Genomic DNA, 25875 nt, shown 5'->3' with positions numbered 1-25875 from the left:
TCAGCTCCTTTGCGCACGCCAGCGGCCGGTTGCGCGTTCCAGCAATTTCATCAGGACGGTCAGCACCAGTGCCATGCCGAAGTACATCAGCAAGAGCAGGGTATAGATAGTGGTGCTGTCCTGGGTGAAGTTGCGTATTTGTTCAGCTCTGAAGCTCAAGTCGCCCAGACTGATCAGGGAGACCAGGGCGGTGTCTTTCAGATTTTGCACGGCCAGATTCCCGAAGCTGGGCATCATCTCTGGGATGGCCTGGGGCAGGCTGATGCGCCACAGGGTTTGGCGCTCTGTAAAGTCCAGGGCCTTGGCCGCTTCCAGTTGGGAGTGTGGCACGGCCTGGATGGCACCGCGCACCACTTCGGCACCGTAAGCGCCAATGTTCAGGCCCAGGGCCAGGGTGCCGGCCACGACCGGGTCCAGACGCCAGTCCAGACCCATGGACTCGCCCAGAATGGGCAGGGCAAAGTACAGCCAGAACAGCTGTACCAATAAAGAGGTGCCGCGAAAAACTTCAATAATCGTGACGGACAGCGAGCGCAAGGCGACCGAGTGGGACAGCCTGCCTATGCCCAGGGCAAAGGAGGCGATGGCTCCCACCACGGTTGAATACAGGGTGAGCTGTATGGTGACCCAGGCTCCGTCCATCAGAGCCGAGCTGTAACTTAACCAATCCATATCAGGTTCCAGACAAGGGCAGGCGGTACACCTTCAGTGCGCTGTCGGCCCTTGCAAGGGGCCGCGCAGGCCCGTGCGGCCGCCTTACCCGCAGGTGAAGGATCAGGCTTTACACAGCTGTTCCGTGGATTTCTCAAACGAGTGCTTGGCGTCTTCTTCGGTAAAGCCGTGTTTGCTCAGGATGGCTTTCCATTCATCGGTTTTCTTGAATTCGGCCAGTTCCTTGTTCACGGCGTCGCGCAGGTCTTCGGATTCCTTGGCAAAGGCAAAGCCGCCCCAGCTACGAACCGGGTTGCCATCAATGATGGGGTCCTTGAACTCGGCGGCCAGCTCGACTTTGCCGCCCCCTTTGGAGGCCAGATCACTGGCAGTCTGGCCAGTTGCGGCATAGGCATCGGCACGGCCGGTTGCCACGGTGGAGATCGCATCCGCGTTGTTGGAAATAGTGATCATGCGGTTATCGGGCACGCCCAGGGCCTGCATCATTTCCAGTTGATCGGCACCGGCCATGATGGCGATCTTGTGATCAGTCTTGGCGAAGTCTTCGTACGAGTGAATGTTCTTGGGGTTGCCCTTGGCGACCAGCAGGCCTTCACCGTAGGAGCTGTTGGGCTCGGAGAACAGCACGGTATTGCAACGTTGCGGCAGGATGGCCATTTCGGCGGCCACCATATCAAAGCGTTTGGCTTGCAGGCCGGGGATCAGGGAACCGAAGTTGGCGGTTTCCCATTTGATTTCTTTGACACCCAGACGCTCCATGATGGCCTGGGCCACTTCGGGGCCAGCGCCTTGGGCTTTGCCGGACATGTCCATGTATCCGTACGGAATTTCATTAGCAACGGCGACGCGAATCACGCCGCGCTCTTTGACTTGTTCCAGCGTGACTGCCTGGGCGCTGGAGGCGGCAGCCAGGGTGCCCAGCAGGGCAAAGGCCAACGCGCAGAGGGGCTTGGATTGTAGTTTCATCATGAGTCCTTTTCTCGCCTATACCATTTCGTTATAAATGATTTGTTTTACGAAAGATTTGCAGAGAAATCATAGCTTATAAAATCATTCGTACTCAAATTAAATGTATAGAAACTATCGAGCAAAGGGTCTGCTTAGCCTTTCTATATAAGGAAAGTGGCAGGTCTTAGGGAAAATGCGTGGTGTCTTGAGTACGTGTTTTCACTATGCTCCCAAGGATTAAAGAGCGCTTGTCCTCTCAAAAGCGCCTGGCTTATGCCTACCCCAGATTGATTCACGAATGAGTTCGGCGCGTCTTCGGGCGCGCCGACACCCTTTTGGAAAGTGCGCTTTGGCGCTCTTTCAAACCCTGCCGGTTCGGGAAATGCACGGTACCAAACGACTGTGCTGACCCCGCAAGAACGCCTGCCACACTCGGTATTGCGTCTCTTGTGCAGGCAGCTGGCGACTTCTTCAGATCAGAAGCGCGGCCAGAAGAAAAAGTTGGTGACAGGCTTACTTAATGCAAAATCGTGGAGGCTCTATGAGCAGAGAAGAGGGCGGTTTTATAAAACAGCATCTGATTTGGGGGCTGGTTGCGGTGCTGGGGGCCTTTGCCCTGGGAACGGTGGCACTAAGCCGGGGGGAGAGCATCAATGCTCTATGGATCGTAGTCGCCGCAGTCTGCGTCTATTTAATTGCCTATCGTTATTACAGCCGTTTCATTGCTCGCAAGGTTTTTGAGCTGGACGCGACCCGCATGACGCCAGCCTGGCGTCATAACGATGGTCTGGACTACGTACCGACTAATAAACACGTGCTTTTTGGGCACCATTTTGCCGCCATTGCAGGGGCTGGCCCTTTGGTCGGGCCAGTGCTGGCTGCGCAAATGGGTTATCTGCCCGGCATGCTCTGGATTCTGGCCGGTGTGGTGTTTGCGGGGGCGGTGCAGGACTTCACGGTTCTGTTCATCTCCATGCGCCGCGACGGGCGCTCGCTGGGGGATCTGATCAAGTCCGAACTGGGCACGGTGCCCGGTGTGATCGCCTTGTTTGGCGCTTTCATGATCATGGTCATCATTCTGGCTGTGCTGGCGCTGATTGTGGTCAAGGCCCTGATCAATTCGCCATGGGGCACCTTCACGGTGGCAGCGACGATTCCGCTGGCTATCTTCATGGGGATTTATCTGCGCTTCCTGAGGCCGGGTCGTATTGGCGAGGTCTCGGTGATCGGGCTGATCTTCCTGTTGGCTGCGATTGTCTATGGTCAGAACGTGGCGGCCCACCCGACCTGGGGGCCCTTCTTCACCCTGAATGGCGAGGAGCTGACCTGGGCGCTGATTATTTACGGCTTTATTGCTGCTGTGCTGCCCGTGTGGCTGCTGCTGGCTCCGCGTGACTATCTGTCCACCTTCCTGAAAATTGGCACGATTGTGGGTCTGGCCATCGGGATTGTGATTGTGGCGCCCGAGCTGAAAATGCCAGCGACTACCAAGTTTATTGACGGCACAGGCCCGGTCTGGTCCGGCAGCTTGTTCCCCTTCTTGTTCATTACCATTGCTTGCGGTGCCGTGTCCGGTTTCCACGCTTTGATTTCCTCGGGCACCACGCCCAAGATGATCGAAAACGAAACCCAGGCGCGCTATATCGGCTATGGCGGTATGTTGATGGAGTCCTTCGTAGCCATCATGGCCCTGGTTGCGGCTTGCGTGATCGAGCCGGGCATTTACTACGCCATGAACAGCCCAGCCGCCTTGATTGGCACCACGCCTGAGCAGGCCGCGCAAGTGGTGTCCAGCTGGGGCTTCCTGATTACTCCCGCTGATCTGACCCAAATGGCCAGCGACGTGGGTGAAAACAGCATTATTTCCCGTGCCGGTGGTGCTCCTACCCTGGCGGTGGGCATGGCCTTCATCTTGCATAACGTCATCGGCGGGCCGGCGATGATGAGCTTCTGGTATCACTTCGCCATTCTGTTTGAGGCCCTGTTCATTCTGACGGCGGTAGATGCCGGTACTCGTGCAGGCCGCTTCATGCTGCAAGACTTGATGGGTACTTTTGTGCCGGGCTTGCGGCGTACGGAGTCGCTGGTCGCCAACCTGATTGCCACATCCTTGTGCGTGGCGGCGTGGGGCTACTTCCTGTATCAGGGTGTGGTCGATCCACTGGGTGGTATCAACACCTTGTGGCCTTTGTTCGGTATTGCCAACCAGATGCTGGCAGCGGTGGCATTGGTATTGGGTACGGTGGTGCTCTTCAAGATGAAGAAAGACCGCTACGCATGGGTGACCGTGGTTCCCACTATCTGGCTGCTGATTTGCACGCTGGTGGCAGGCTTTCAGAAAATGTTCCACCCCGACCCCAAGATTGGCTTTTTGGCCCACGCCAAGGTTTATCAAAAAGGTCTGGCGGAACAAACTGTCATGGCGCCGGCCAAATCTCTGGAGCAGATGCAACAGGTGATTTTCAACGATTACGTGAACTCCACCTTGTGCGGTCTGTTCATCTTTGTGGTCTTGAGCATGGTGTTCTTTGGCATCCGTTGCGTGCTGAAAGCACGTCGCAGCACGGAGCCGCATTCTGCCGAGACTCCGTACGAGCCATTGCCGGCTCAAGCGGCAGCAGGAGCTTGATATGAAAGGATTATTGACAGGAGCCATTTCGCGCAGTGCCCAGGCAGGGCGGGGCACCGGGCGTTATCTGGCCACAACCTTGCGTCTGATGGTGGGCGTGCCTGATTACGAAACCTATCTGAATCATATGCGGGTGAACCACCCGGATCAGAAACCGATGGAGTACGCTGAGTTTTTCCGGGAGAGACAGCAAGCCCGGTATGGTGGCAAAGGGCGTATAGCCTGCTGCTAAATTAGGCGGCTAAGGGCCAGAACCCAGTGTTCTGGCCCTTTTGCATTTGTGCCTGGCAGTGTGCCATCAGGTTTGTATGTAGATGTAAAAATAAGACAAACAAGGCATCTAAACGATTTATCGTGGTTTTTCGCGATAACACGAAACAAAAGGGCCAATAAAAAACTCAAAACGAAACAATGATTTCGTTTGATGGTGTTTTTTAGGGTCCTGTTGGTATAAATATTTTGTTGTTCTGCGTTTTTGTGGATGAATCTTGCTGGTTTTGTTGGCGGCGCGTCAGGAACTGTGTTAGGATTTTTCCCATGACTTTCGCAACCCCCGTTTTCTTCTTTTATTTTTATGCTTTTCCGATGCCGCTGGTGGAGGAAAGGACGGGTTGCACCAAACACAAGTAAGACCTAAATCCTGAAATAAGCCGCCAGCATAGACCGGGCGGCTTTTTTTTCGTTTGCCCCCGGACCTGGCAAACCAACTGGAGTTCAATCGTGTCGCACAATACTGATGATTTACGGATTCGTGAAATTAAGGAGCTGTCTCCCCCATCCCATGTGATGCGCGAGTTCCCGTGTACCTCTGCTGTATCGACGACGGTTCACAAGGCCCGCCGCAGCATTCACAAGATCCTTCACGAACGCGATGATCGTTTGGTGGTCGTGGTGGGACCTTGTTCCATCCACGATACCGAAGCCGCCATGGACTACGCGCGTCGCCTGACGGTCGAGCGCAAGCGCTTTGCCCCCGAGCTGGAAATTGTGATGCGCGTGTACTTCGAAAAGCCACGTACCACCGTGGGCTGGAAAGGGCTGATCAACGACCCCTTCATGGATGGCAGCTTCAACATCAATCAGGGTTTGCGTACGGCGCGTGAATTGCTGCTGGCCGTCAACCAGCTGGATTTGCCCGCTGGCTGCGAGTTCCTGGACATGATTACTCCCCAGTACATTGCTGATCTGGTTTCCTGGGGTGCCATTGGTGCTCGCACGACAGAGAGCCAGGTTCACCGTGAACTGTCCTCCGGATTGTCCTGCCCCGTCGGCTTCAAGAATGGCACGGATGGCAATATCCGTATTGCTCTGGACGCGATCAAGGCCGCTTCCCAGCCTCACCATTTCCTGTCGGTCACCAAGGGCGGTCACTCCGCCATTGTGTCCACCGTGGGCAATAACGATTGCCACGTGATTTTGCGCGGTGGCAAGACGCCGAACTACGACGCTGAAAACGTTGAGGCAACCAGCCAGGCCATGATCAAGGCCGGCATGGTGCCGCGTGTGATGGTCGATGCCAGCCACGCCAACAGTAATAAAGACTACCGCCGTCAGCCCGAAGTGCTGGCCGATGTTGCTGGTCAGATCTCGGGCGGCGATATGCGTATCTGCGGCGTGATGATCGAAAGCCATCTGGTAGGCGGCCGTCAGGACGTGGTGGAAGGCAAGCCTTTGACCTACGGCCAAAGCATTACCGACGGTTGCATCGATTGGGATGACACGGTGGTGGTTCTGGAAAAACTGGCTGAAGCGGTGCGTCAGCGTCGTCAGGCACGAGTCGCTCTTGAAGAGGGGGCACTTAGCCACTCATAATAGGGTTTTGCCTTTTTGGAATGCTCATGAATGCTCCCGGTCATGCCGACCTAGCGCGGCGCCCTTTACCTGAAGGTTTTGTAGAAGCCTTGCAGGCTCAGTTCCAAGAGCGTTGCTCGCTTTCTCACGCTGTGCGTGAACACCATGGACGGGATGAATCGCCGTATCCACCCATGCTGCCTGATGTGGTTGTTTTTGCTCGCAGCACAGAAGAAGTGGCCTGGGTGGCACGTCATTGTCATGAACACCATGTGCCCCTGATTCCTTACGGGGCTGGTTCCTCGCTGGAAGGGCATTTTCTGGCGATTCAAGGTGGCGTCAGCCTGGACTTGTCCGGCATGGACGAAATTGTCGCAATCAACGCCGAGGACTTCACCGCCACCGTGCAAGCTGGCGTGACACGCATGGCCTTGAACGAGCACATCCGTGATACGGGCTTGTTTTTCCCCATCGACCCCGGTGCGGATGCCAGCCTGGGCGGGATGGCCGCAACGCGTGCGTCGGGTACCAATGCCGTGCGTTACGGCACCATGCGCGAAAACGTCCTGACTTTGAAGGTTGTGACGGCAGATGGCCGCATTATTGATACGGCTAACCGTGCCAAGAAATCCTCCGCCGGTTACGACCTGACCCGCTTGTTCATCGGTAGCGAAGGCACGCTGGGCATCATTACCGAAGTGACGGTGCGTCTGTACCCGCAGCCCGAAGCCATTTCGGCGGCTATCTGTAATTTCCCCGATCTGCGCTCTGCCGTGCAAAGCGTGATCGAGGTCATTCAAATGGGTATCCCGATTGCGCGTGTCGAGTTCATGGATACGGCCGCTGTACGTGCCACCAATGCCTACAGCAAGCTGACGCTGAAAGAGTCGCCCTTGCTGCTGTTTGAATTCCACGGCAGCCCCAGCGGTGTGCAGGAGCAGGCTCAGGTTGTCCAGGAAATCACTCGTGATAACGGCGGCATGGACTTTGAGTGGGCCGATAAGGCCGAGGATCGTTCCCGCTTGTGGACGGCTCGACACAATGCCTACTTTGCCGGTTTGCAACTGCGCCCTGGCTGCCGCTCCAGCACCACGGACGTTTGTGTGCCTATCTCCGCTTTGGCAGAGTGTGTGGCGCAAACCGCGGCCGATATGGATCAGGCTCCGTTCCCGTACACCATCGTGGGTCACGTGGGCGATGGCAACTTCCACGTCCTGATGCTGCTGGACGCCGATAGTCAGGAAGAGTGGGACGAGTCCGAGCGCTTGAACCATCGTCTGGTAGAGCGTGCCATTGCCATGCAGGGCACCTGCACCGGCGAACACGGTGTGGGCTTGCACAAGATGGAGTTCATGCTGGCCGAGCACGGTCAGGATGCACTGGATGTGATGAGCAGCATCAAGCAGGCGCTGGATCCTCACAACATCATGAATCCCGGCAAGATGTTGCCCCCGCGTCCTCTGGACTGATTCTGCGGTAGTCGCCTTGAAAGCCCAGACCATGTCGTCTGGGCTTTTGTGTCTTGGGCAGCACAGTTTTCCAGAAACCCCAGGTACGGGCGGTGTCTGCCTGTACATGTGTCAGGGCAGGCGTACAATGCCTTTTTTAGTTAGTCAGGTGCGCACTGGGCGCAAAGCCCAGCCAATGCGGCACCTCTCATCATCACTGCAATGACTATTTCCACCAAAAAAGGTCGCGTCGTTATCGGAATGTCCGGCGGCGTGGACTCCTCTGTCTCGGCCTGGCTGCTTAAAGAGCAAGGCTATGAAGTCGTGGGCCTGTTCATGAAGAACTGGGAAGACGACGATGACTCCGAATTTTGCTCTTCGCGCCAGGATTGGCTGGACGCGGCCAGCGTGGCTGATCTGGTCGGGGTCGAGATCGAGGCGGTCAACTTCGCTGCGGAATATAAGGACCGCGTGTTTGCGGAGTTCTTGCGGGAATATTCGGCAGGTCGCACCCCGAATCCCGATGTTCTGTGCAATGCGGAAATCAAGTTCAAGGCCTTTCTGGATCACGCCATGACCTTGGGCGCCGACTGGATTGCCACCGGCCATTACGCCCGTGTGCGTGGCGTGCCCATGGCTGGGGGCGGTACAGACTATCAGCTGTTGAAAGGTCTGGATGCGTCCAAAGACCAAAGCTATTTTCTGCATCGCCTGAACCAGGCGCAGCTGTCGCGCACCTTGTTCCCCTTGGGCGAGATCAACAAGCAGGAAGTGCGCCGTATTGCCGAGGAACTGAAGCTGCCCAACGCGGCTAAAAAAGACTCGACTGGCATTTGCTTTATTGGTGAGCGTCCTTTCCGCGAGTTCCTGAATCGCTATCTGCCCACTCAACCCGGTCCTATCAAAACACCGGAAGGGCAGGTATTGGGTCAGCACGTGGGTCTGGCTTTCCACACCTATGGTCAGCGCAAGGGTTTGGGCATTGGTGGTGTCAAGGGCAAGCAGCGCGAAGACGGTACCGCCGACGCCTGGTATGCCGCCCGCAAGGATCTGGCCACGAACACGCTGTATGTGGTGCAAGGGCACGATCACCCCTGGCTGTTGCAGTCTGAATTGAAGGCCGAGCAGACCAGTTGGGTAGCGGGCCATCCGCCAGCGCTGGGCCCGACTCATGCCAAGACCCGTTATCGCCAGGCCGATGCTGCCTGCACGATCCTGGCTGCCGAAGGCGACAGCCTGTCTCTTCATTTTGATCAGCCCCAATGGGCCGTAACGCCGGGCCAATCCGTGGTCTTGTACGACGGTGACCGCTGCCTGGGCGGCGGCATTATTCAATAAGAGGCGGGCATGGATCCCATTCTTGTCATCAGTTTGCTGGTGCTGGGTGCCGGTATTGGTTTGGCCGCCGGGCTGCTGGGGATTGGCGGAGGCATGATTCTGGTGCCGTTCCTGACCTTTCTGCTACCGCTGTTTGGTGTGCCGCAAGAGCTGGCCGTGCATGCTTCCATTGCCACGGCCATGGCTACGATTCTGTTCACCTCCTTGTCCAGTGTGAGGGCGCACCATAAACATGGTGCCATTCGCTGGGATGTGGTCAAGGTCATGGTGCCCGGCCTGATCCTGGGCGGGCTGCTGTCGGGCGGCGCGATTTTTGCCATGATCAACAGCACGGCGCTGGCGATTGTGTTCGGTGTGTTCGTCCTGTATTCGGCCTCCAAAATGGCACGTAAGTCGGCCCCGGTGCAAGGCCGCTCTTTGCCTGCCCCATTCTGGATTGCTGCCATGGGAGCCTTGATCGGTTTCGTGTCCGGTCTGCTGGGGGCGGGTGGGGCCTTCTTGTCCGTCCCCTTCATGCTGCGCGGCAATGTGCCTGTGCGGCAGGCCGTCGCTACCTCGGCCGCCTTGGGCTTTTTCATTGCTCTGGCCAATAGCGTGGGTTATATCTGGTCCGGGCAGGCCACCTTTGGCAGCCACCCCGGCATGATTGGTTTTATCTACTGGCCGGCCTTGTTGATTGTTTCGGCCACCAGTATTTGTACCGCCCCCCTGGGGGCCAGTCTGGCCCACAAGATCGATCAGGTGACGCTCAAGCGCATCTTTGCTGGCATGTTGACTGTGCTGGCGATCTACATGATTACGCAGGCCATCACACAGGCTTGATGTTTTCTGGCTGGACTTTGCCATACGCACAGTCCAGCCCATTCAGTTCGGTTTCTTCTGCCGGCTCAAAAACTCCCCCAGCTGTCCAGTGAATTGCTGTCTGTAGCGCAGTCATTGCCTGCTCGCTTTGCGGTAGTGTGCTGCCGTAAGCATGAAATTCGTGCGTCATATCCGGCCAGACATCCAGCCGTATATTGGCCCCCTGCTTGTGCGCCTCTCGGGCAAAATCCCGGATCATGTCGACCAGAATTTCCTTGCCGCCTGCCTGAATGTAGATGGGGGCCAGATAGCGCAGATCCTGTGCAATGGGTGAGAGCCGATCATCACTCCAGGGGCCGTTGCCCTTTAGCCATTGACCGTATTGCAGCGTTTGATAGCCCTGCACCATATCGTAGCGATCATGACCAAACTGGCTGGCGCCGCGTCGTCCTATATCCGTCCAGGGGCTTAGTGCCAAGGCCAGAGAAGGTTGGGGCAGTCCCGCTTGACGCAGGCCGACCAAGCTCATCAGCACCAGGTGTCCGCCTGCCGAGTCGCCTGCCAGGACAATATCCTGGGCGGGGATTCCACGTCCAAGCAGATAGCGGTAGGCGTCTAGCGCATCTTCCTGTTGGGCCGGGTGAGGGTGCTCCGGGGTCAGGCGGTAGTCCACGGCGAAGATGGGTATTTGCAGCTTGTAGGCCAGCAGACGAATGAAGTGGCGTGACACGATTGGGTAGAAAGCATAGCCGCCGCCATGAAAGTACAAGATGGTTTTGCTGCTGTTCGGGCGATCTGGAATGAACCAGTCTCCCCGCGGTTCTGGGGACGTGCTGGCCTGCATCTGGACGGGCAAGTCCGGTTCGGCAATCGTGTACAGGCTGTCGAAATAGGCGCGGCCTTCAGCTATGGTTGGCAAGCGGAAGGCGTGGTTGAACTGCTTGCGATAGAACAGGGTGGCGATTTCAAAAGGCACAGACCAGCCGGGCACTAGCGGCTTGGCGATGATACGTCGAGCCAGTACGTCTATGGTGGTGGACCAGAGGGTGAGGGCGCTTCGGCAACGATGAGACCAGGAACCTTGCAAGATAGTTTTGGGCATAAAAGGGCGGGGCTGAAGTAGGATAAAAGGACTTTCAGTGTGGCCCGGCTTGCCTGGGCCGGATAGAACGGAAACGACCTCCCATGTCTGCTTTGCCTTGTGCCCGTTTGCATCACCCCAGCCGAAAAACGGCGTCCATTATCCATCTGGGCGTGGAGCGTGATACCCGTGCTCTGGATCTGCTGCCGCAGCAACGTCTGAACTGTTATCCGGCTTCGCCCCTGGTGGTGTTGTCCTGGGTTTTCCATGGCCAGCTGCACATGGTGCAGACGCCCGTGGATGGAGGGAGTCCGGTACTGTCAGAGCCCCTGCCCGGCATGCTGTTTGCCGGGCCTTCGCGCACACCTTCCATTAGCTGGTCTCCGGGGCCTGTCCATGCGATTTCGATTGGACTGTATCCGGATGCCTTGAAACGTGTGTTTGGTATCGAGGCCAGCGACTTTCTGGATCAGGTACTGCCCATGGAGCAGGTCTTGCCCGCTGCCAGCTGTCAGACACTTGGGCAAGCTGGCACAGAAGAAGGCCCTTTATTCGAACAACTGGAGGCGGCAATTCATCGTTGTGCTCATGGCTGTCTGGCGACAGAAGGTGCTGCCACCTTGCATCATTGGTTGACGGCATTGGGGATGCGGATGGCAGCAACACGCACGGGAACGGGCTTGCGTCAGATGCAAAGGCAATTCAAGCGTTGGGCCGGGCAGAGCCAGCGTGAGCTGCAGCTGTATGTGCGTGCCGAACGTGCTTTTGCCTTGGTGCAGCAGCAGGAAAATCCGGTCTGGTCTGATGTGGCGTTGCAAGCCGGGTATAGCGACCAGTCTCATTTTGGCAGAGAGGTCAAACGGGTTTCGGGCTTTTCGCCTGCCCAGTTCGCCCAGCGCATGAAGTCTGATGAGGCCTTCTGGATGTACCGATTGCTGGGCGAGGCCTGAACCAGCAGACATAAAAAAACCCATTCAAAAGAATGGGCCCTGGCTTGCTGGCGCAACGCTCACTGCGTAGGCGGTAAGGTGCTGGCAAACGAGGGGCGCGCTTGGAGTTTTTCATCCAGGCGTTGCAGATTGCCGTACTGCGAGCGCCAGTCCAGTTCAGGAAAGCGCAGATCCAGATAACCCAGTGCGCAGCCTACGGCAATGTCGGCCAGGCTAAAGCTGGTGCCCATGCAAAAGGATTGGTCACCCAAGGTGTTGTTCATGGATTGCAGGGCGGCGGTAATCTTGCTGTTTTGGCGGTCAATCCAGGCGGGTAGACGCAGCTCTTGGGGACGGCGTTTTTCCACCACGATGGCAACGCAGGCATCAAGCAAGCCATCGGCAATGGCTTCCCAGCATTTGACTGCAGCGCGATCACGTCCGGCTTGGGGAATCAGGCGGCCGACGGGCGAGAGGGTATCCAGATACTCGACGATCACGCGGGAGTCAAACAGATTTGCCTGATCATCCATAATCAGACAGGGGACTTTGCCCAGTGGATTGTGCTTCAGAATATCGCTGTCATCGGCCCACACATCCTCCAGAATCAGCTCGTAGTCGAGCTTTTTTTCCGCCATGACAACACGCACTTTGCGCGCGTATGGGCTGGTGAGGGAAGCTAGAAGTTTCATAAAAAGCTATCAAAAGTTGCAGGCTCAAAAAGTATAGCAGGAACCTATGGGCGAACGTCCCGCAGGCCGGGCCTGAACCTGTCGCTGGAAACAATGTTGGAAAACTGTGGTTTATTCGTCAAAGCCTCGAACAGCCGTCGCATTCTGACCCCATGCTGAACGCGTGGCATACGGGTGCCAGCCTGCAATGTTAGAATGCGGGCTGACTTTATTCCCCCTTCTTTTCTGTAGAACGATGCACATAGCCGATACCCTGAGCACTCTGAATGCCTTGTCGCCATTGGACGGGCGTTATGGCAGCCGTACCGCCCCCTTGCGTGGCCTGTTGTCCGAAGCCGCATTTATGTGGCATCGCGTAGAGGTCGAAGTGGCCTGGTTGATCGGCCTGTCCGACGCGGGTCTGCCCGAACTGCCTACTTTCTCCGCCGAAGCCCGCGAGGTACTCAAGAGCCTGGTGCAGAACTTCTCGGAAGACGATGCCGCCCGCATCAAAGCCATCGAGCGCACTACGAACCACGACGTGAAAGCCGTGGAATACTGGTTGAAAGAAAAAGTGGCCGACCACGCCGAGCTGTCCGCTGCGACTGAATTCATCCATTTTTCCTGCACCTCTGAAGACATCAACAACACCTCGCATGCGCTGATGCTGACGCGTGCCCGTGAGCAGGTGATCCTGCCGCAACTGCAAGAAGTGTGTGATGCCATCAAGGCTCAGGCCCGCTTGCACGCCGAGCAGCCTTTGCTCTCGCGCACCCACGGTCAGCCAGCCAGCCCCAGCACCATGGGCAAGGAATTTGCCAACGTGGCGGCTCGCCTGCAAAACGCCATTGCGGCCATTGCTGCGGTCCAGCCCCTGGCCAAAATGAATGGTGCCACCGGCAACTACAACGCTCACTTCTCGGCTTACCCCGAAATCGACTGGCCTGCATTCAGCCAGAAAGTGCTGGCTGGTCTGGGTCTGACGCAGAACGTCTACACCATTCAGATCGAACCCCACGACTGGATGGCCGCTCTGTTTGACGCCATCGCCCGCGCCAACACCATCTTGCTGGACTTCAACCGTGACGTCTGGGGCTACATCTCCCTGGGTTACTTCAAACAGCGCCTCAAAGAAGGCGAGATCGGTTCGTCCACCATGCCGCACAAGGTCAACCCGATTGACTTTGAAAACTCGGAAGGCAACCTGGGCCTGGCTAACGCCATGCTGCGCCACCTGTCCGAAAAGCTGCCTATCTCCCGTTGGCAGCGTGACCTGACCGACTCGACCGTGCTGCGTAACCTGGGCGTGGCTCTGGGTTACAGCGTGGTGGCTTACGACGCCTGCCTGCGTGGTCTGGGCAAACTGGAACTGAACGCCGCGGCTGTCGATGCGGACATCGACGCATGCTGGGAAATCCTGGCCGAGCCGGTTCAAACGGTGATGCGCCGCTACGGTTTGCCCCAGCCTTACGAGCAACTCAAAGCCCTGACACGTGGTCGTGGTATTACTCAGGAAGCGTTGCGCGAGTTTATTGGCGGTCTGGAACTGCCCGCCGACGCTAAAACCTATTTGCTTGAGCTAACTCCACGCAGCTATCTGGGTGTGGCAGTAAAGTTGGCCCAGGCGATCTAAATCCAAACGGCTGTGTTCTTGCACAAGGGCACAGCCGGCCGGGTTTCTTGAGCCAGTGCTTTATGAAGTGTTTTATGTTTCATCACACAGGAGTTCACATGAAAAAATTCGCGTTTCTGACTGCCGCTGCCGCCTTGTGCGCTGCGTTTGTCACGCCTGCTACCGCCCAGTTTGCCAAGCCAGAACAGGCCGTGAACTACCGTCAAGCCAGCATGTCGCTGATTGGCTCGCACTTTGGTCGTATGGCTCCCGTGGCCAAAAAAGAAGCACCGTATGATGCGGCTGCAATCGCTAAAAACGTAGAAGTGCTGACGGTTTTGGCGGCTTTGCCTTGGGGCGCATTTGGCGCTGGTACCGAAGGCGGCGAGACCAAAGCTGAGGCCTGGAGCGATGCTCAGGGTTTCAAGCAAGCTACCGATGATTTCACCGCTGCAATCGATAAGCTGAAAGTGGCTTCCGATTCGGGCGATTTTGATGCCTTCCGCGTGGCTTTCGGTAATGTGGGCAAGTCCTGTAAGACTTGTCACGACGCTTACCGTAAAGAAAAATAAGCAACAGGTTTGCTTATAAAAAAAGCCCTCGAAAGAGGGCTTTTTCTTTTAGGCCTGTGCCTGTGTTTGAAGGGAGCAGTTTGCCTGCAGGCAAGATTGGCAAGAATCATGATGGGATCTCAGTGTTGATAACCCGTTTCACCGTGGGTACGGATATCCAGACCTTCGCGCTCGTGGTCAGCATCGACACGTAAACCGCCGCAGACTAGCTTGGCAATGGTGAAGGCAATCCAGGCAGCCACACCGGACCAGACCAGCGTAACCAGCACGCCTTCGAGCTGAATCCACAACTGCATCCAGATACTGTTACCAGCGGCAGTACCAGGACCACCCAGAACAGGTGCGTTGAACAGACCTGTGAGCAAAGCGCCCACAATCCCGCCCAAACCGTGAATGCCAAAAACGTCCAGCGTATCGTCGGCGCGTAACCAGCGCTTCAGAACATTCACACCCCACAAGCAAGCCAGGGAGGTAATCAGGCCAATGGCCAGTGCGCCGGAAGGAGCCACAAAACCGGCTGCCGGGGTAATGCCGACCAAACCTGCGATCGCACCTGAGCAGGCACCCAGCAAGGAAGGATGACCTTTGCTGATCCATTCACCCAAAGTCCAGGCCACAACGCCGATGGCGGCTGCCAGCATGGTGTTGAAGAATGCCAGCGTGGCATTTTCATTGGCCGACAAAGCCGAGCCTGCGTTGAAACCGAACCAGCCTACCCACAGCAGAGCAGCACCAATAAAGGTCAGGGGCAGGTTATGAGGTGGCATGGCTTCACGACGGTAGTTCAGTCTGGGGCCAATCATCCAGGCACCGACCAGACCGGCAATACCGGCGTTGATATGCACCACCGTGCCACCGGCAAAGTCCAGCGCGCCACGGGAGTTGAGCAAGCCGCCGTTCTGTTCATCGGCAAACCAGACCATATGGCAAATGGGCAGATAGGCCAAAGTGAACCAGATCACGGTAAAGACCAGGATGGCGGACAGGCGGGTACGTTCTGCCAGACTACCGACAACCAGAGCGCAAGTCAGACCGGCAAAGGTGGCCTGAAAAGACGCAAACAGCAGTTCAGGCAAGGTGCCCGACATGGAGAACTGTTGGTCAGCAGCGGTGAACATGCCGTTGAACAAGACCTTGTCGAAACTGCCAATCAAGGGATTGCCAGCGGTAAAGGCCAGTGAGTAGCCATAGATAAACCACAGCACCACCCCCAGACTGAACACCAGCAAGGTCTGGGACAACATGGACAAGGCATTTTTTTGACGCACCATCCCTGAGTAAAACAGGGCCAGGCCCGGCGCGGCCATCATCAGTACCAGAAGCGTGGAGACCAGCATCCACGATAGATCAGCGTTGTTCATGATGGAGTCTCCGATTACAGGGCTTGTTCATCGCATTCGCCGGTGCGGATGCGGATGACATGGTCCAGCGGCTGGACAAAGATCTTGCCGTCACCAATACGTCCGGTGCGGGCACTGCTTTGAATGGCTTCCAGAACGCTTTGCAGCTGCTCGTCGGGAATAGCCAGTTCAATGCGGATCTTGGGCAGGAAGTCGACTGCATATTCCGCACCGCGGTAAAGCTCGGTGTGGCCTTTCTGGCGACCAAATCCCTTGACCTCGGTAAGCGTCATCCCCTGTATGCCCAGATCGGAAAGGGCCTCGCGTATCTCGTCAACCTTGAAGGGTTTGACGATGGCGGTAATCAATTTCATAGGTGTTCCTGAAGTAAACACAGGCAAGCTGGCCTTGCGGATGCAAAGGAACACCGAGAGGGGTAGGAGACGGTTGAGAGGGGGCCGACCGGGATGGGTAATCCTGGTGGATGGCTTGAGTGCAACCGGGCAACGCCGGTTTGAGCGACTCTCCGGCTGTCAGCAGGGTGTGCGACAGCGCGAACGCAAGTGGTAGGCAAGCGGACCTGTGTTGTAGGTTGAAGAGCAACACAATTCCGGCAAGGCGAGTAAGCTAGCTAGGCACGTGACCCCGGTCTTGCCTAGTCGGTGGGCAGCGAGATAACAGCAGCGCTCTGTGACGCCTGTCTCCGCTCATCTCACCACCGCAGGAACAACGACTATGGAAAAATAATATATGTTGCGGCGCAACAAGTGCGCATTTTTTTTTAATAGTCTTAACTTTGCAACATTCGGTTCAGAAAAATGACCGGCTGCAGAGTAGGCAAAACAGACCTGTTCGTGCTGGAATTGCCGTGTCTGAATGGCAGGGCGCCAGGAGGATCGACAGGGCAGCCCGCGTGTCAGCGCTGCCCGTGTATCGATAGAGCTAGTTCTGCGACTAGCAAGGATCAAGAGAGCAGCTCAGGACCTTTGTGCTTTCTGGTTTTTTTGCTGTCTGTGCTCTGAGTGGGGAAGGTAAGCGGTACATGCCGCCGGTTAAATGCCTGCAGGCCTCCTTGCCATAATTTGAATCCCAGGCAGGCGTCCCATTTGTCGCGTTGGTATAGCCAATGGGTGTGACAAACAGTGCAGTGATACAGACTTTCGGTGCTTGGTTCGTCAGTGTCATCGACTCGTCTGATGGGTTTGAGGTAAGGATGTCGTTGAGCGTTGGGTTGCGATAGTGGAAGGGTTTGGCACATGATGCACATGGTGCCTCGGTCTAGCTGGGCCATACAATGCTCCTCAAATAATTTTGTGGTTGATGTAATAGCGTTTGCAAACTGGCTTGCCAATTAGCGTAGGGTGATGGTTTGTAATAAATATCACCACGATTCACTGTACTGCAGAAAATGTGACAGCCGTTTCAGGCCGCATCTCAATGTAATGACATGCGACCTGCGTATGGCGAGCAAGTGTTCAAATTCCTGCAAATACCAGCGTCAAAAGCTCTGGCCTTTGACTATTTTTTGGATGGCGGCTCATTGCCAGGAATCTTTTTAGGGTCCGGCTCGGGGTTGGGCGTTTTGCCGGGAGGAGTGGTGTCGGGCGCTTTGGTGGGATCAATGGCAATTGGCATGAACATCTCCTGACTGAAGTGATCTTCCAGCGTATCGGATTTAGGGCGCAGCTAAAGTAAACAACTATGACTGCAGGGCAGGCCGCTCTTGTTTTTTCTTGTTGCATCGAAAAGAAGCTGGGTAGCCAATCGGCGAAGCCATTGCCTGGCGATGCTATGATCAAACTCCTTACAGAAAGCGGACTAGCGCCTTGGGAAGCGAGTTGGAAAAAACCACCCTGGACCTGGAGAATTTTCTCCCTTATCAAGTCACGATACTGGCCTCGCATATTGCGGTGACCTTTGCGCGTCAGCATGCACAGCAATTTGGTTTGTCCATTCCAGAGTGGCGCATCATTGCGACCCTGGGACGCTATGGCACCCTGACCTCGGGCAGTTTGACCGAGCGCACCAGCATGGACAAGGCCAAGGTCAGCCGTGCCGTTTCTCGCCTGACAGCCGCTCAGTTAATTGCTCGTCGCGATAATGAAAACGATATGCGCAGCAATCTGCTGTGTCTGACCGAGCAGGGTCAGCAAGTGCACGATCGCATTGTGCCCATCGCTCTGGGTCTGGAGCAGGAGCTGACGTCCGTGCTTAGCCAGGAAGAGCTCAGCTCCTTTAAAGAGATGATGACGCGCCTGGAGAACCGTATGGTCCAGCGCTTTGGCAGCGATTTCAGCGGCGACGCACATATTTGAAGTCTCAAGGGTAATCACCGAGTTGTGCTGGATATTTCTCACGCTAATATTGTTTCGTTTGAAACGAAACAATATTCAGGAGAGGATCATGACGCAGGTCGTAGACAGCCCAATCGCAGCCAGCCGCTTGGAAACCACAATAATGTCGCCCGCTATCGGTGTCGAGGTAGCGGGTGTCGATTTGACTCAGGCCCTGGAGGATATGCAGGTACAGGAGCTGCGCGCCTTGTTGTTGAAGCATCAATTGCTGGTGTTTCGCGACCAGCCTTTGAATGCGGCACAGCATGTTGCATTTGCCCGTTGCTTTGGTGAGCTGGAAGTGCATCCGGTTTTTCCACACGATCCGGACTATCCCGAGCTGGTGCTGCTGGGGGGCAATAACACGCAGCCGGGGCGTGAGAATATCTACCATAGCGATGTCAGCTGGCGGGCCGAACCTTCCATGGGTTCCATTCTGCGTTGCATTGAATGTCCACCCGCCGGGGGCGATACGATCTGGTGCAATATGGCACTGGCCTATGAGAACTTGCCGCCTCACATCAAAGATACTTTGCACGAGCTGGAAGCCGTGCACGATTTATTGCCCGGTTTCATAGACCGTATCCCCGAGGAAGACAGAGCTGCGTTGCGAGATCGTTTTCCAGCGCAGACTCACCCTGTGGTGCGCACTCATCCAGAAACTGGCCAGCGGATTTTGTATGTCAGCAGCTGGACTACCCATCTGGCCAATTACATCGAAACCGGCTTTTTCCGTGGCATGCCCGAGCTGCAAAGCGGCGCTCATTTCCTGCTGCAGTATTTGGTGGATCAGGCCCGTCACCCGGAGTATCAGGTGCGCTTGAAATGGCAGCCTCACACCATTGCGTTTTGGGACAACCGGGCCACTCAGCATTATGCCGTTCAGGACTATTTTCCTTTGCCCCGCAAAATGGCCCGAGCCACCATTATTGGTGACCGTCCTTATTGATCGTATCGCTGCACTTTTGACAAGTTGGGGGGAGACATGGAAAACCAGAAAAAGTATTTCCCAGGACAGCGCTACGTCGTGGTGTTCTTGTTGTTTTTGTTCATGGTGATCAACTTTGCCGATAAGGCGATATTTGGTCTGGTCGCCGTGCCGTTGATGGAGGAGCTGGCCATCGGGCCACAGCAGTTTGGCACCATTGCAGGCAGCTTTTTCTTCCTGTTTGCGATCTCGGGCATTGTGGTGGGCTTTGTGTCCAATACGGTGTCCTCACGTTTGCTGCTGGTGGGGCTGGTCATTATCTGGTCTGTAGCCCAGGTTCCGATCGCTATGGGAGCCAGCACGATTGTTGCCTTGATGGCTTGTCGCATTTTGCTGGGCGTGGGGGAAGGCCCTGCCTACCCCCTGGCCTTGCACGCGTGCTACAAGTGGTTCCCGGATCAGGAGCGTACTTGGCCTACGGCCATTGTGATGCAGGGTGGGCAGGTGGGCATGCTGTTGGCCGGCCCCTTGGTGGGGTATTTGACCATCAGCCACGGCTGGCGCTCGGTGTTTTGGGTGACAGCGGCAGCGGGGCTGATGTGGCTGGTGGTATGGGCCTTGCTGGGCAAGGATGGTCCCATCAGTGCGAATCCGGCGCCCGCCGTTGGCAAGAGCAAGCCGCAGTCTCGCTGTTCGTACCGTGATGTGATTTTGAATCGTAGTTTCATCGGCAACCTGCTGATGTACTGGGTAGCGTACTGGTGTGCTGCACTGGTCTTTACCTGGTTGCCCGCTTATTTGCAACGCGGTCTGAACTTCTCGTCGGACACGGCTGGATGGCTATTTTCCCTGTGTATTTTTGTGGCAATCCCGATTGTGTCGGGCGGCTCTTACCTGTCCAACCGCTTCTTGCGCCAAGGGTATTCGTCCCGAGTGGCACGCAGTCTGGTCACGGTCGGTTTCTTGTTGGCAGGGGCCTTGTGCCTGCTGGCGGTCGCTTACTTGAAGCTGGGTCCGACTGCGGGGATTGTGCTGATCGCCTTGGGCTTGAGTTTTCCCCAGGTCGGTTTTGTGCTCTGTTCGGCAATCTCAGCGCAAATCAGCCCGATTGAAAAGCGGGGTTCCACACTGGCCATCACCAATTCATTGTCCACAACAGCGGGCCTGGTTGCGCCCATTGTGATGGGAAGGCTGATTCAGGCCGAGCCCGGTCTTGCCGGTTTTCACCAGGGCTTTGCCTTGACGGCCGTGCTTTTACTAATGGGAGCCGTGTTGGGTTTCATCTTGGTGGATCCTTCCCGCACGCTGTCGCAGATTCAGGCAAAGGCAGGAGGTCCTGTGAGCGGTCCGGCCTCTGTTTAAGGCAAGGTTTTGAAGAACACAGAGTGGCACTGCTTACCGTGTTTTTCTATACACTTGCCTGGATGGACAGTATGGAGATTCAGGAAAAGATGATGGCAAGCTACCAGAAGTTCGATCTTGAGAGTTGGGGGCGGCGTGAGCATTTTGAAGTCTTTAAAACGTATGCTCAAAATGCGTTCAGTATTACGGTTGAAATTGAAATTACCGGGTTTCTGAACTGGGTGAAGGCCAGGCGCTGCAAGTTTTACCCAGCAATGATCCATGAGGTAGCTGCTGTCCTTAATCGCTATCCCGAGTTTCGTATGGCCATGAAGGACGATGAGCTGATTGTCTACGATCGACTCAACCCCAGCTACACCATCCCGCACGTGCAGCAAGAAAGTTTTTCATCTATTTGGAGTGAGTACCACGAGAAGAAAGAGGACTTTCTGGCCGAGTATGAGCGGGATCTGGAAAAGTACGGCGAGGACACTCGTTACTTTCCACGATCCGATACGCCTGAAAACGTATTCTATATTTCCGCCTTGCCGTGGGTTTCCTTCACCAGCTTCAGTATGCAGTTCGCGAGCCTGCATAATTTGTTCACCCCTATTGTCACGCTAGGCAAATACTTTGAACGGGACGGCAAGGTTTATATTCCCGTGGCCATTCAGTTGCATCATGCTGTGTGTGACGGGTTTCATGCGGGCCGCTTCATGACCGAATTACAGAAGGGGTGCCACGACTATTGATCGTGTGCAGTATTGTCACCCAAGCCCTGCCACTCAAAAATTGGCAGGGCCCTTGAGCTTCGCAGGGATAGTGTTCAGACGCAAAAAAGCCCGCTACAGTAGCGGGCTGATTTACGGTGTTACGGCATGGTGTACCGTAAGCAGCAGGACATTTGGTGGGTCGTGACAGACTCGAACTGTCGACCAATGGATTAAGAGTCCAGTGCTCTACCAACTGAGCTAACGACCCCCGTTTCCTGCGAAGAAAAAGATTATAGAACGGAAATTATCTAGCGCAAGACGTGGTTACATAATTTTACGTTTATCAGGAGACCGGGTCAGGACGGGTGAAGGTGTCGCACATTTTCAGCTGTCCGGTTTTATAGCCTTCCATGAACCAGGCCATGCGTTGTTGCGAGCTGCCGTGGGTAAAGGAATCGGGGACCACATAGCCTTGCGATTGCTTTTGCAAGGTGTCATCGCCTACGGCTTGAGCGGCATCCAGGGCCGAGCGAATATCGCCTGGTTCCAGAATCTGGCGTTGCGCGTCAGCGTGGTTTGCCCAAATACCGGCATAGCAATCAGCCTGAAGCTCCAGGCGTACGGAGGCTTGACGAGCCTGGGAGGCGGAGCCGCTGCGACGGGCCTCATCGACACGACGCATCATGCCTAACTGGTTCTGAACGTGGTGGCCCACTTCATGCGCAATCACATAGGCAGGGGCAAAGTCGCCCTTGACGCCCATCTTTTGCTCCATCTCGGTGAAAAAGCCCAAGTCTATATAAAGCTTTTGATCGGCAGGGCAGTAAAACGGCCCCATGGCAGATTGACCTGCCCCGCAGGCGGTCGGGGTAGCGCCCCGGTACAGCACCAGCACGGGATCGCGGTAGCTGCCATTGGTTTGCTTGGCAAAAACATCACGCCAGACATCCTCGGTTTCGCCCAGGATCTTGGCAATGGTTTGGCCCTGTGCATCCGAGGCTGCAACGGGTTGAGACTGAGGGGCGCTGGTAGGGCCGTCGGCCAGGTTCAGCACCACACTGGGATCCACCCCAAAGTACATGGCCACCAGGGCCAGCACGATTGTCCCCAAGCCGATCTTGCCGCCGCTCAATCGTGGCCCATTGGCACGGCGGTCCTCGACATTACGGCTGGAGCGAGACTTATCCAGACGCATCACGCTCTCCTTGAATTGGAAAACGTCAATGTACTCTGATTTCCGTGGATAGAGCAGGGGCATTTTCGATTCTTATCATCGGAAAACGGGTAGGGGACGTTAATTACCCCACCATGACAAGTCATTGAATTGCTTGGCTTAATGTGACTTGTCCAAAGGCTATCCCCGAGCTTGCCCACTGAAAGTGTGGATAAGTGGATAAGTAAGTCACCGGGACACTGCGGTATGCTACTTTTCTCAGAGCGTACCCTACTGGAGAGCGAGTATGTTGGGAGGAACCTTGTTGGCCTTGCGCGACCATGCACGAGTCCGTGCCATTGGAGCGGTCATAGCTCGATACGGGATTGGGGATGTGATGCATCGCCTGGGCTTGTCGGACCTCCTGCCCGGTAACAAGACCCCGGTGGCGGCCGAAGTGCCCGAGCGCTCGGCACCTGAACGTTTGCGACGTGCGCTGGAAGAGCTGGGTCCGACCTTTATCAAGCTGGGTCAGATTCTGGCTACACGTAATGATTTGCTGTCGTTGGAGTGGACGCAGGAGCTGGAGAAGCTGCAAGGTCATGCCGCGCCGGTGCCTTGGGAAACGATCAGACCCGAGCTGGAACAGGCTTTGGGTCAAACGGTTGAGCAAGCCTTTGCGCGCTTTGACACCCAGGTGCTGGCCTCGGCCTCCATGGCACAGGTGTATCGCGCCTGTTTGCGGGATGGCACCGAAGTCGTGGTGAAGGTGCAGCGCCCTGGTCTGGAGCCACTGATTCAGGCTGACTTGCGTTTGTTGAAACAGATTGCCCGACTGGTCCAGCAACAAGGCCTGCTGCCCGAGTATCGCCCTTACGATATCGTGCGTGCCCTGGCTGAAGCCATTGCCGATGAGCTGGACTTCACCCGCGAAGCGGCCAATACCTTGGCGGTGCGCGAGAACATGCAGCCCTTCAAGGACATCGTGGTTCCGCGTGTCTATATGGAGTGGACCAGCGCGACGGTCATGGTGCAGGAGTTTGTCCCCGGGGTCTCGCCCATTCAAGAGGCACAGTTGCAAGCTATTGAGGCGGATCGTCCATTATTGGCCCGCCGAGGTGCCTTGGCGTTCCTGCATATGGTGCTGGAGGACGGGCTGTTTCATGCTGATCCGCACCCCGGCAATATGATGGCCTTGCCGGGCAATAAGGTTGCCTTTATTGATTTCGGCTTGGTGGGCCATTTGACGGAACGTCGCCGCCAGCAATTGCTGGTGTTGCTACGGGCGATTGTGGATGGACAGGCAGATGGGGTGGCAACGACCTTGCTGGACTGGTCCGGGGCAGAGGACTTTGATTGGAGCCGTCTGGAAGAAAGTGCCCAGCGTTATGTGGCCCGACAAAGCAGTGGACTGTTGTCCATCTCGGCTGCCTTGCTGGACTTCATGGCTCTGGCGCGCGAGAACCATTTAATTCTGCCGCCGGATCTGGCCTTGCTGTTCAAGGCTTTTATCACGGCGGACGGTGTGCTGAAGCGTCTGGACCCGCAGTTTGATGTGGTCGAAGTCGCGCAGCCCGTGATTATGGGCTTGATGCGCAAGCAGTACTCGCCACGTCGTGTTTATGCGGACCTGCAACGCAGTTTGCTGGAGTCCCGGCAGTTGGCCATGGATGCGCCCCAATTGCTGCGTCTGTTGATGCATAGGGTGCGGCAAGGAAAGATCTCCGCGCGTATTCAAATCGAGGGGATGCCGCGTCTGGCCTCGTCGCTGGAAAAGGCGGCCACCCGTCTGGCCATTGCGATTGTGACGGCGGCTTTTGTATTGATTTTGGGTCCGGTGCTGGTCACGCGCGGTCCCGCATGGCTGGGCCTGACTATTTTCAGCTGGGCGGGCTTATTAGCCGCTGTGCTGGGCCTGGTTCTGGTTTTGTGGGGATTTTGGCGACGGCGCTAAGAAGTATCTTGAGGCCGTCGCTTTCTGCGCAGGAAGTGCTCAAGCGGCTAGTCACCGTCCAGTTTAAAAGACGGCTAGTAAAAATGCGGCTCAGCCCAAACAGTCCCCGCATTATCCCCAGGTTTATTCACAGCTTCTGGGGATAAGTCGGGCTTACATAAAGTCGTCCATGCCACCGCCTACGGGTGCCAGACCTGTCATCCAGTACACACCCCAGGCAATCAGCGCCACAATGATCAGAGCGAGAAAACGGGTTTTCCAGCTGTCTTTGCTGGCAGGCAGGCTGGCATCGGCGGGAACCGGCATGCTGCCCCTGACCATGACGCTGGTTAATTTCTGACCACGCAACACGCGATACAGGAAAATAGCCAGGATATGCAAGGCAATAATGGCCAGCATGATCCATTCATTGGCTTTGTGCAGGCCGGTCAGGGTTTTGGACCAGTCGCTGCTCAGATAGGCCAAAGGGCCAGTCGTGAAGATGTCGTCATTGGCAAACAGGCCCGAGACGGCCTGAAAACCGAACACAATCAACATGATCCAGACGGACCAGGCACCGATGGGGTTGTGGCCGGGGTAAACCGCGGGCTTGTCACGCAAGTAGCGCAGGCTGCGCACAGGGTTGGGCAGGAAGTGGCTAAAGCGGGAGTAGTAACCACCAATCAGGCCCCAGACCAGACGAAATGCCAGCAGCCCCAGGGCCAGCAAGCCAAAGCGTACGTGCCAGTCCATCCACAAACCGCCAACCTTGATCGTCACAAAACAGCCCACGATGCTGATCACGAGCAGCCAGTGGAACAGGCGGGTGGGTAGATCCCAGATGAGTAAAGGGCGAGTCGAGGAGGCGTGCATAGGGAAAATCCGGAGAGACTAAGACATCTGATTATAGTCAGTGTTGTCTTGGAGTCCGTTTTCCGCCGTGGGTTCCTTCTCTTATTGAGTGCGGTGTTTGCGCTTGCGCAAACTGATCTTGCGACCGTCGTAACGGTACTCGTCGATCAGGGTGGGATTATCCAGGCTGGGGGTTTCCATGATCAGGGTTTGGCCCTGGTGGCGTACTCGAATTTGTGCGCTGCAAGACCCAAACGCTGGCGAGACGGTATAGCCCTTGGATGACACTGTGACCCAGTGATAATAAATCGAGCAACCCCCCAGGCCGTTGTCCACCGAAATCAACGCTGTCTGGTTGTTGGATTGTCTGAAGGCGTAGGGAATATTGATCAAGCCCTTGAGTTCGGGCGCGATGATTTGCGAGTCCAGTTGCAGTTGTGCCTCATAGACATAATCGCTTTGGCTCACTTGCAAGGTGCCGTAGGGGCTGTCCAGACTTAATTGAGAAGGAGGCTGGGGCCAGGTCTGGCTTGCCGCACTATGGGCGACAAACGGTTGCAGGGCCAAGCCGAGCCCAATCACAACATAACGAATAAAGACCTTAGTGGCGGGCATGATCAATCAAGTAAGAGGATGATCAAGGCTCAGTGAAAAACACAAAGCGCCATAGATCATCTGTATTTGTAAGTTTCATAACATTTTATGTATTTTCTTGTTGCGTAGAATACCGGATCGCAGAACTTTTCGCTATAAGGATAGGCACATAAGGTGAATGTTTCATGTCTGTGTC

Annotated in this window: 23 protein-coding genes and 1 tRNA gene; 14 read left to right on the top strand and 10 right to left on the bottom strand. The window is 56.0% G+C overall.

The genetic code is table 11. The annotated features are described in order from the left end of the window. Together ehuC and ehuB are read right to left on the bottom strand one after the other, a co-directional pair. On the bottom strand, positions 1–672 hold the full coding sequence (gene ehuC / locus NIZ92_RS13010) for an ectoine/hydroxyectoine ABC transporter permease subunit EhuC (RefSeq protein ID WP_009456199.1): 672 nt from the start codon (positions 670–672) through the stop codon (positions 1–3). A gap of 102 nt (positions 673–774) precedes the next feature. Then, a complete protein-coding gene (gene ehuB / locus NIZ92_RS13005; protein ID WP_035272602.1) occupies positions 775–1641 on the bottom strand; it encodes an ectoine/hydroxyectoine ABC transporter substrate-binding protein EhuB in 867 nt (288 codons plus the stop codon). 520 nt (positions 1642–2161) lie between these two features. On the opposite strand from ehuB, the gene NIZ92_RS13000 reads away from it, so the two are divergent. The 6 genes from NIZ92_RS13000 to NIZ92_RS12975 all read left to right on the top strand — a co-directional run bounded on the left by NIZ92_RS13000 (position 2162) and on the right by NIZ92_RS12975 (position 9648). Beyond that, entirely contained in the window at positions 2162–4249 is a 2088-nt protein-coding gene (locus NIZ92_RS13000; protein WP_254002082.1) for a carbon starvation CstA family protein, read from the top strand. Between the two features lies 1 nt (position 4250). Further along, positions 4251–4481, top strand: coding sequence for a YbdD/YjiX family protein (locus NIZ92_RS12995; RefSeq protein WP_009456207.1), 231 nt, complete (start codon positions 4251–4253; stop codon positions 4479–4481). Between the two features lie 485 nt (positions 4482–4966). Then, a complete protein-coding gene (gene aroG, locus NIZ92_RS12990; protein WP_269465265.1) occupies positions 4967–6061 on the top strand; it encodes a 3-deoxy-7-phosphoheptulonate synthase AroG in 1095 nt (364 codons plus the stop codon). 26 nt (positions 6062–6087) lie between these two features. Next, positions 6088–7509: an FAD-binding oxidoreductase gene (locus NIZ92_RS12985; protein ID WP_022983265.1), complete on the top strand. Its 1422-nt coding sequence runs from the start codon at positions 6088–6090 to the stop codon at positions 7507–7509. Positions 7510–7710: 201 nt separating this feature from the next. Then, positions 7711–8826, top strand: a complete 1116-nt coding sequence (gene mnmA, locus NIZ92_RS12980) for a tRNA 2-thiouridine(34) synthase MnmA (RefSeq protein ID WP_254002081.1) — start codon at positions 7711–7713, stop codon at positions 8824–8826. A gap of 9 nt (positions 8827–8835) precedes the next feature. Next, positions 8836–9648 (top strand): sulfite exporter TauE/SafE family protein, encoded by an 813-nt coding sequence (locus tag NIZ92_RS12975; RefSeq protein WP_009456212.1) that lies wholly within the window; start codon positions 8836–8838, stop codon positions 9646–9648. Here the strand turns inward: NIZ92_RS12975 and NIZ92_RS12970 are convergent. Then, positions 9635–10729, bottom strand: a complete 1095-nt coding sequence (locus NIZ92_RS12970) for an alpha/beta hydrolase (RefSeq protein ID WP_254002080.1) — start codon at positions 10727–10729, stop codon at positions 9635–9637. The genes NIZ92_RS12975 and NIZ92_RS12970 overlap by 14 nt on opposite strands. A gap of 83 nt (positions 10730–10812) precedes the next feature. Between NIZ92_RS12970 and NIZ92_RS12965 the strand changes: the two genes are divergently transcribed. After that, positions 10813–11658 carry an AraC family transcriptional regulator gene (locus NIZ92_RS12965; RefSeq protein WP_009456223.1) on the top strand — a complete coding sequence of 282 codons (846 nt, stop codon included), beginning with the start codon at positions 10813–10815 and terminating at the stop codon, positions 11656–11658. 59 nt (positions 11659–11717) lie between these two features. On the opposite strand, the gene NIZ92_RS12960 is transcribed toward NIZ92_RS12965, so the two are convergent. Then, on the bottom strand, positions 11718–12329 hold the full coding sequence (locus NIZ92_RS12960) for a glutathione S-transferase family protein (protein WP_009456225.1): 612 nt from the start codon (positions 12327–12329) through the stop codon (positions 11718–11720). Positions 12330–12564: 235 nt separating this feature from the next. On the opposite strand from NIZ92_RS12960, the gene purB reads away from it, so the two are divergent. Together purB and NIZ92_RS12950 are read left to right on the top strand one after the other, a co-directional pair. Further along, a complete protein-coding gene (gene purB, locus NIZ92_RS12955; RefSeq protein ID WP_254002079.1) occupies positions 12565–13941 on the top strand; it encodes an adenylosuccinate lyase in 1377 nt (458 codons plus the stop codon). A gap of 98 nt (positions 13942–14039) precedes the next feature. Continuing rightward, on the top strand, positions 14040–14492 hold the full coding sequence (locus NIZ92_RS12950) for a cytochrome c (protein WP_083053307.1): 453 nt from the start codon (positions 14040–14042) through the stop codon (positions 14490–14492). A gap of 119 nt (positions 14493–14611) precedes the next feature. Here NIZ92_RS12950 and NIZ92_RS12945 read toward each other — a convergent pair whose 3' ends face one another. Together NIZ92_RS12945 and glnK are read right to left on the bottom strand one after the other, a co-directional pair. Beyond that, positions 14612–15853 (bottom strand): ammonium transporter, encoded by a 1242-nt coding sequence (locus NIZ92_RS12945; RefSeq protein ID WP_083053308.1) that lies wholly within the window; start codon positions 15851–15853, stop codon positions 14612–14614. Between the two features lie 14 nt (positions 15854–15867). Continuing rightward, the gene (gene glnK, locus NIZ92_RS12940; protein WP_009456229.1) at positions 15868–16206 is read right to left on the bottom strand and encodes a P-II family nitrogen regulator; all 339 of its coding nucleotides are present in this window, start codon (positions 16204–16206) and stop codon (positions 15868–15870) included. A 1464-nt stretch (positions 16207–17670) separates the two neighbouring features. Here glnK and NIZ92_RS12935 point away from each other — a divergent pair. The 4 genes from NIZ92_RS12935 (at position 17671) to NIZ92_RS12920 (ending at position 21186) form a co-directional block, all read left to right on the top strand. Next, entirely contained in the window at positions 17671–18147 is a 477-nt protein-coding gene (locus NIZ92_RS12935) for a MarR family winged helix-turn-helix transcriptional regulator (RefSeq protein WP_009456231.1), read from the top strand. A gap of 88 nt (positions 18148–18235) precedes the next feature. Continuing rightward, positions 18236–19114: a TauD/TfdA family dioxygenase gene (locus NIZ92_RS12930; protein ID WP_254002078.1), complete on the top strand. Its 879-nt coding sequence runs from the start codon at positions 18236–18238 to the stop codon at positions 19112–19114. Between the two features lie 36 nt (positions 19115–19150). Next, complete coding sequence (locus tag NIZ92_RS12925) at positions 19151–20455, top strand: MFS transporter (protein WP_254002077.1); 1305 nt, start codon at positions 19151–19153, stop codon at positions 20453–20455. Between the two features lie 89 nt (positions 20456–20544). Beyond that, positions 20545–21186 carry a CatA-like O-acetyltransferase gene (locus NIZ92_RS12920; RefSeq protein WP_226349415.1) on the top strand — a complete coding sequence of 214 codons (642 nt, stop codon included), beginning with the start codon at positions 20545–20547 and terminating at the stop codon, positions 21184–21186. Positions 21187–21339: 153 nt separating this feature from the next. Here NIZ92_RS12920 and NIZ92_RS12915 read toward each other — a convergent pair. Both NIZ92_RS12915 and NIZ92_RS12910 read right to left on the bottom strand, forming a co-directional pair. Then, positions 21340–21415, bottom strand: a tRNA-Lys gene (locus NIZ92_RS12915). A gap of 75 nt (positions 21416–21490) precedes the next feature. Further along, positions 21491–22342: a neutral zinc metallopeptidase gene (locus NIZ92_RS12910; protein WP_060186892.1), complete on the bottom strand. Its 852-nt coding sequence runs from the start codon at positions 22340–22342 to the stop codon at positions 21491–21493. A gap of 265 nt (positions 22343–22607) precedes the next feature. Here NIZ92_RS12910 and NIZ92_RS12905 point away from each other — a divergent pair, with 265 nt between their 5' ends. After that, positions 22608–24254: an AarF/ABC1/UbiB kinase family protein gene (locus NIZ92_RS12905; protein WP_254002076.1), complete on the top strand. Its 1647-nt coding sequence runs from the start codon at positions 22608–22610 to the stop codon at positions 24252–24254. Between the two features lie 153 nt (positions 24255–24407). Here the strand turns inward: NIZ92_RS12905 and NIZ92_RS12900 are convergent, their stop codons facing one another. Beyond that, complete coding sequence (locus tag NIZ92_RS12900; RefSeq protein WP_035272624.1) at positions 24408–25106, bottom strand: cytochrome b/b6 domain-containing protein; 699 nt, start codon at positions 25104–25106, stop codon at positions 24408–24410. Positions 25107–25187: 81 nt separating this feature from the next. Then, entirely contained in the window at positions 25188–25700 is a 513-nt protein-coding gene (locus NIZ92_RS12895) for a hypothetical protein (protein ID WP_239054461.1), read from the bottom strand. Positions 25701–25875 lie beyond the last annotated feature (175 nt).

The organism is Alcaligenes sp. 1735tsa3 (assembly GCF_024134565.1).
Taxonomy (GTDB): Bacteria; Pseudomonadota; Gammaproteobacteria; order Burkholderiales; family Burkholderiaceae_B; genus Alcaligenes; species Alcaligenes phenolicus.
The sequence above is the reverse complement of the archived record's forward strand: the minus strand, read 5'-3'. Positions and strand labels throughout refer to the sequence as shown.

Coding starts and splice junctions, on each gene's coding strand:
- ehuC (WP_009456199.1), bottom strand. CDS start 672: ATGGATTGGTTAAGTTACAGCTCGGCTCTGATGGACGGAGCCTGGGTC.
- ehuB (WP_035272602.1), bottom strand. CDS start 1,641: ATGATGAAACTACAATCCAAGCCCCTCTGCGCGTTGGCCTTTGCCCTG.
- NIZ92_RS13000 (WP_254002082.1), top strand. CDS start 2,162: ATGAGCAGAGAAGAGGGCGGTTTTATAAAACAGCATCTGATTTGGGGG.
- NIZ92_RS12995 (WP_009456207.1), top strand. CDS start 4,251: ATGAAAGGATTATTGACAGGAGCCATTTCGCGCAGTGCCCAGGCAGGG.
- NIZ92_RS12985 (WP_022983265.1), top strand. CDS start 6,088: ATGAATGCTCCCGGTCATGCCGACCTAGCGCGGCGCCCTTTACCTGAA.
- mnmA (WP_254002081.1), top strand. CDS start 7,711: ATGACTATTTCCACCAAAAAAGGTCGCGTCGTTATCGGAATGTCCGGC.
- NIZ92_RS12975 (WP_009456212.1), top strand. CDS start 8,836: ATGGATCCCATTCTTGTCATCAGTTTGCTGGTGCTGGGTGCCGGTATT.
- NIZ92_RS12970 (WP_254002080.1), bottom strand. CDS start 10,729: ATGCCCAAAACTATCTTGCAAGGTTCCTGGTCTCATCGTTGCCGAAGC.
- NIZ92_RS12965 (WP_009456223.1), top strand. CDS start 10,813: ATGTCTGCTTTGCCTTGTGCCCGTTTGCATCACCCCAGCCGAAAAACG.
- NIZ92_RS12960 (WP_009456225.1), bottom strand. CDS start 12,329: ATGAAACTTCTAGCTTCCCTCACCAGCCCATACGCGCGCAAAGTGCGT.
- purB (WP_254002079.1), top strand. CDS start 12,565: ATGCACATAGCCGATACCCTGAGCACTCTGAATGCCTTGTCGCCATTG.
- NIZ92_RS12950 (WP_083053307.1), top strand. CDS start 14,040: ATGAAAAAATTCGCGTTTCTGACTGCCGCTGCCGCCTTGTGCGCTGCG.
- NIZ92_RS12945 (WP_083053308.1), bottom strand. CDS start 15,853: ATGAACAACGCTGATCTATCGTGGATGCTGGTCTCCACGCTTCTGGTA.
- glnK (WP_009456229.1), bottom strand. CDS start 16,206: ATGAAATTGATTACCGCCATCGTCAAACCCTTCAAGGTTGACGAGATA.
- NIZ92_RS12930 (WP_254002078.1), top strand. CDS start 18,236: ATGACGCAGGTCGTAGACAGCCCAATCGCAGCCAGCCGCTTGGAAACC.
- NIZ92_RS12925 (WP_254002077.1), top strand. CDS start 19,151: ATGGAAAACCAGAAAAAGTATTTCCCAGGACAGCGCTACGTCGTGGTG.
- NIZ92_RS12920 (WP_226349415.1), top strand. CDS start 20,545: ATGATGGCAAGCTACCAGAAGTTCGATCTTGAGAGTTGGGGGCGGCGT.
- NIZ92_RS12910 (WP_060186892.1), bottom strand. CDS start 22,342: ATGCGTCTGGATAAGTCTCGCTCCAGCCGTAATGTCGAGGACCGCCGT.
- NIZ92_RS12905 (WP_254002076.1), top strand. CDS start 22,608: ATGTTGGGAGGAACCTTGTTGGCCTTGCGCGACCATGCACGAGTCCGT.
- NIZ92_RS12900 (WP_035272624.1), bottom strand. CDS start 25,106: ATGCACGCCTCCTCGACTCGCCCTTTACTCATCTGGGATCTACCCACC.
- NIZ92_RS12895 (WP_239054461.1), bottom strand. CDS start 25,700: ATGCCCGCCACTAAGGTCTTTATTCGTTATGTTGTGATTGGGCTCGGC.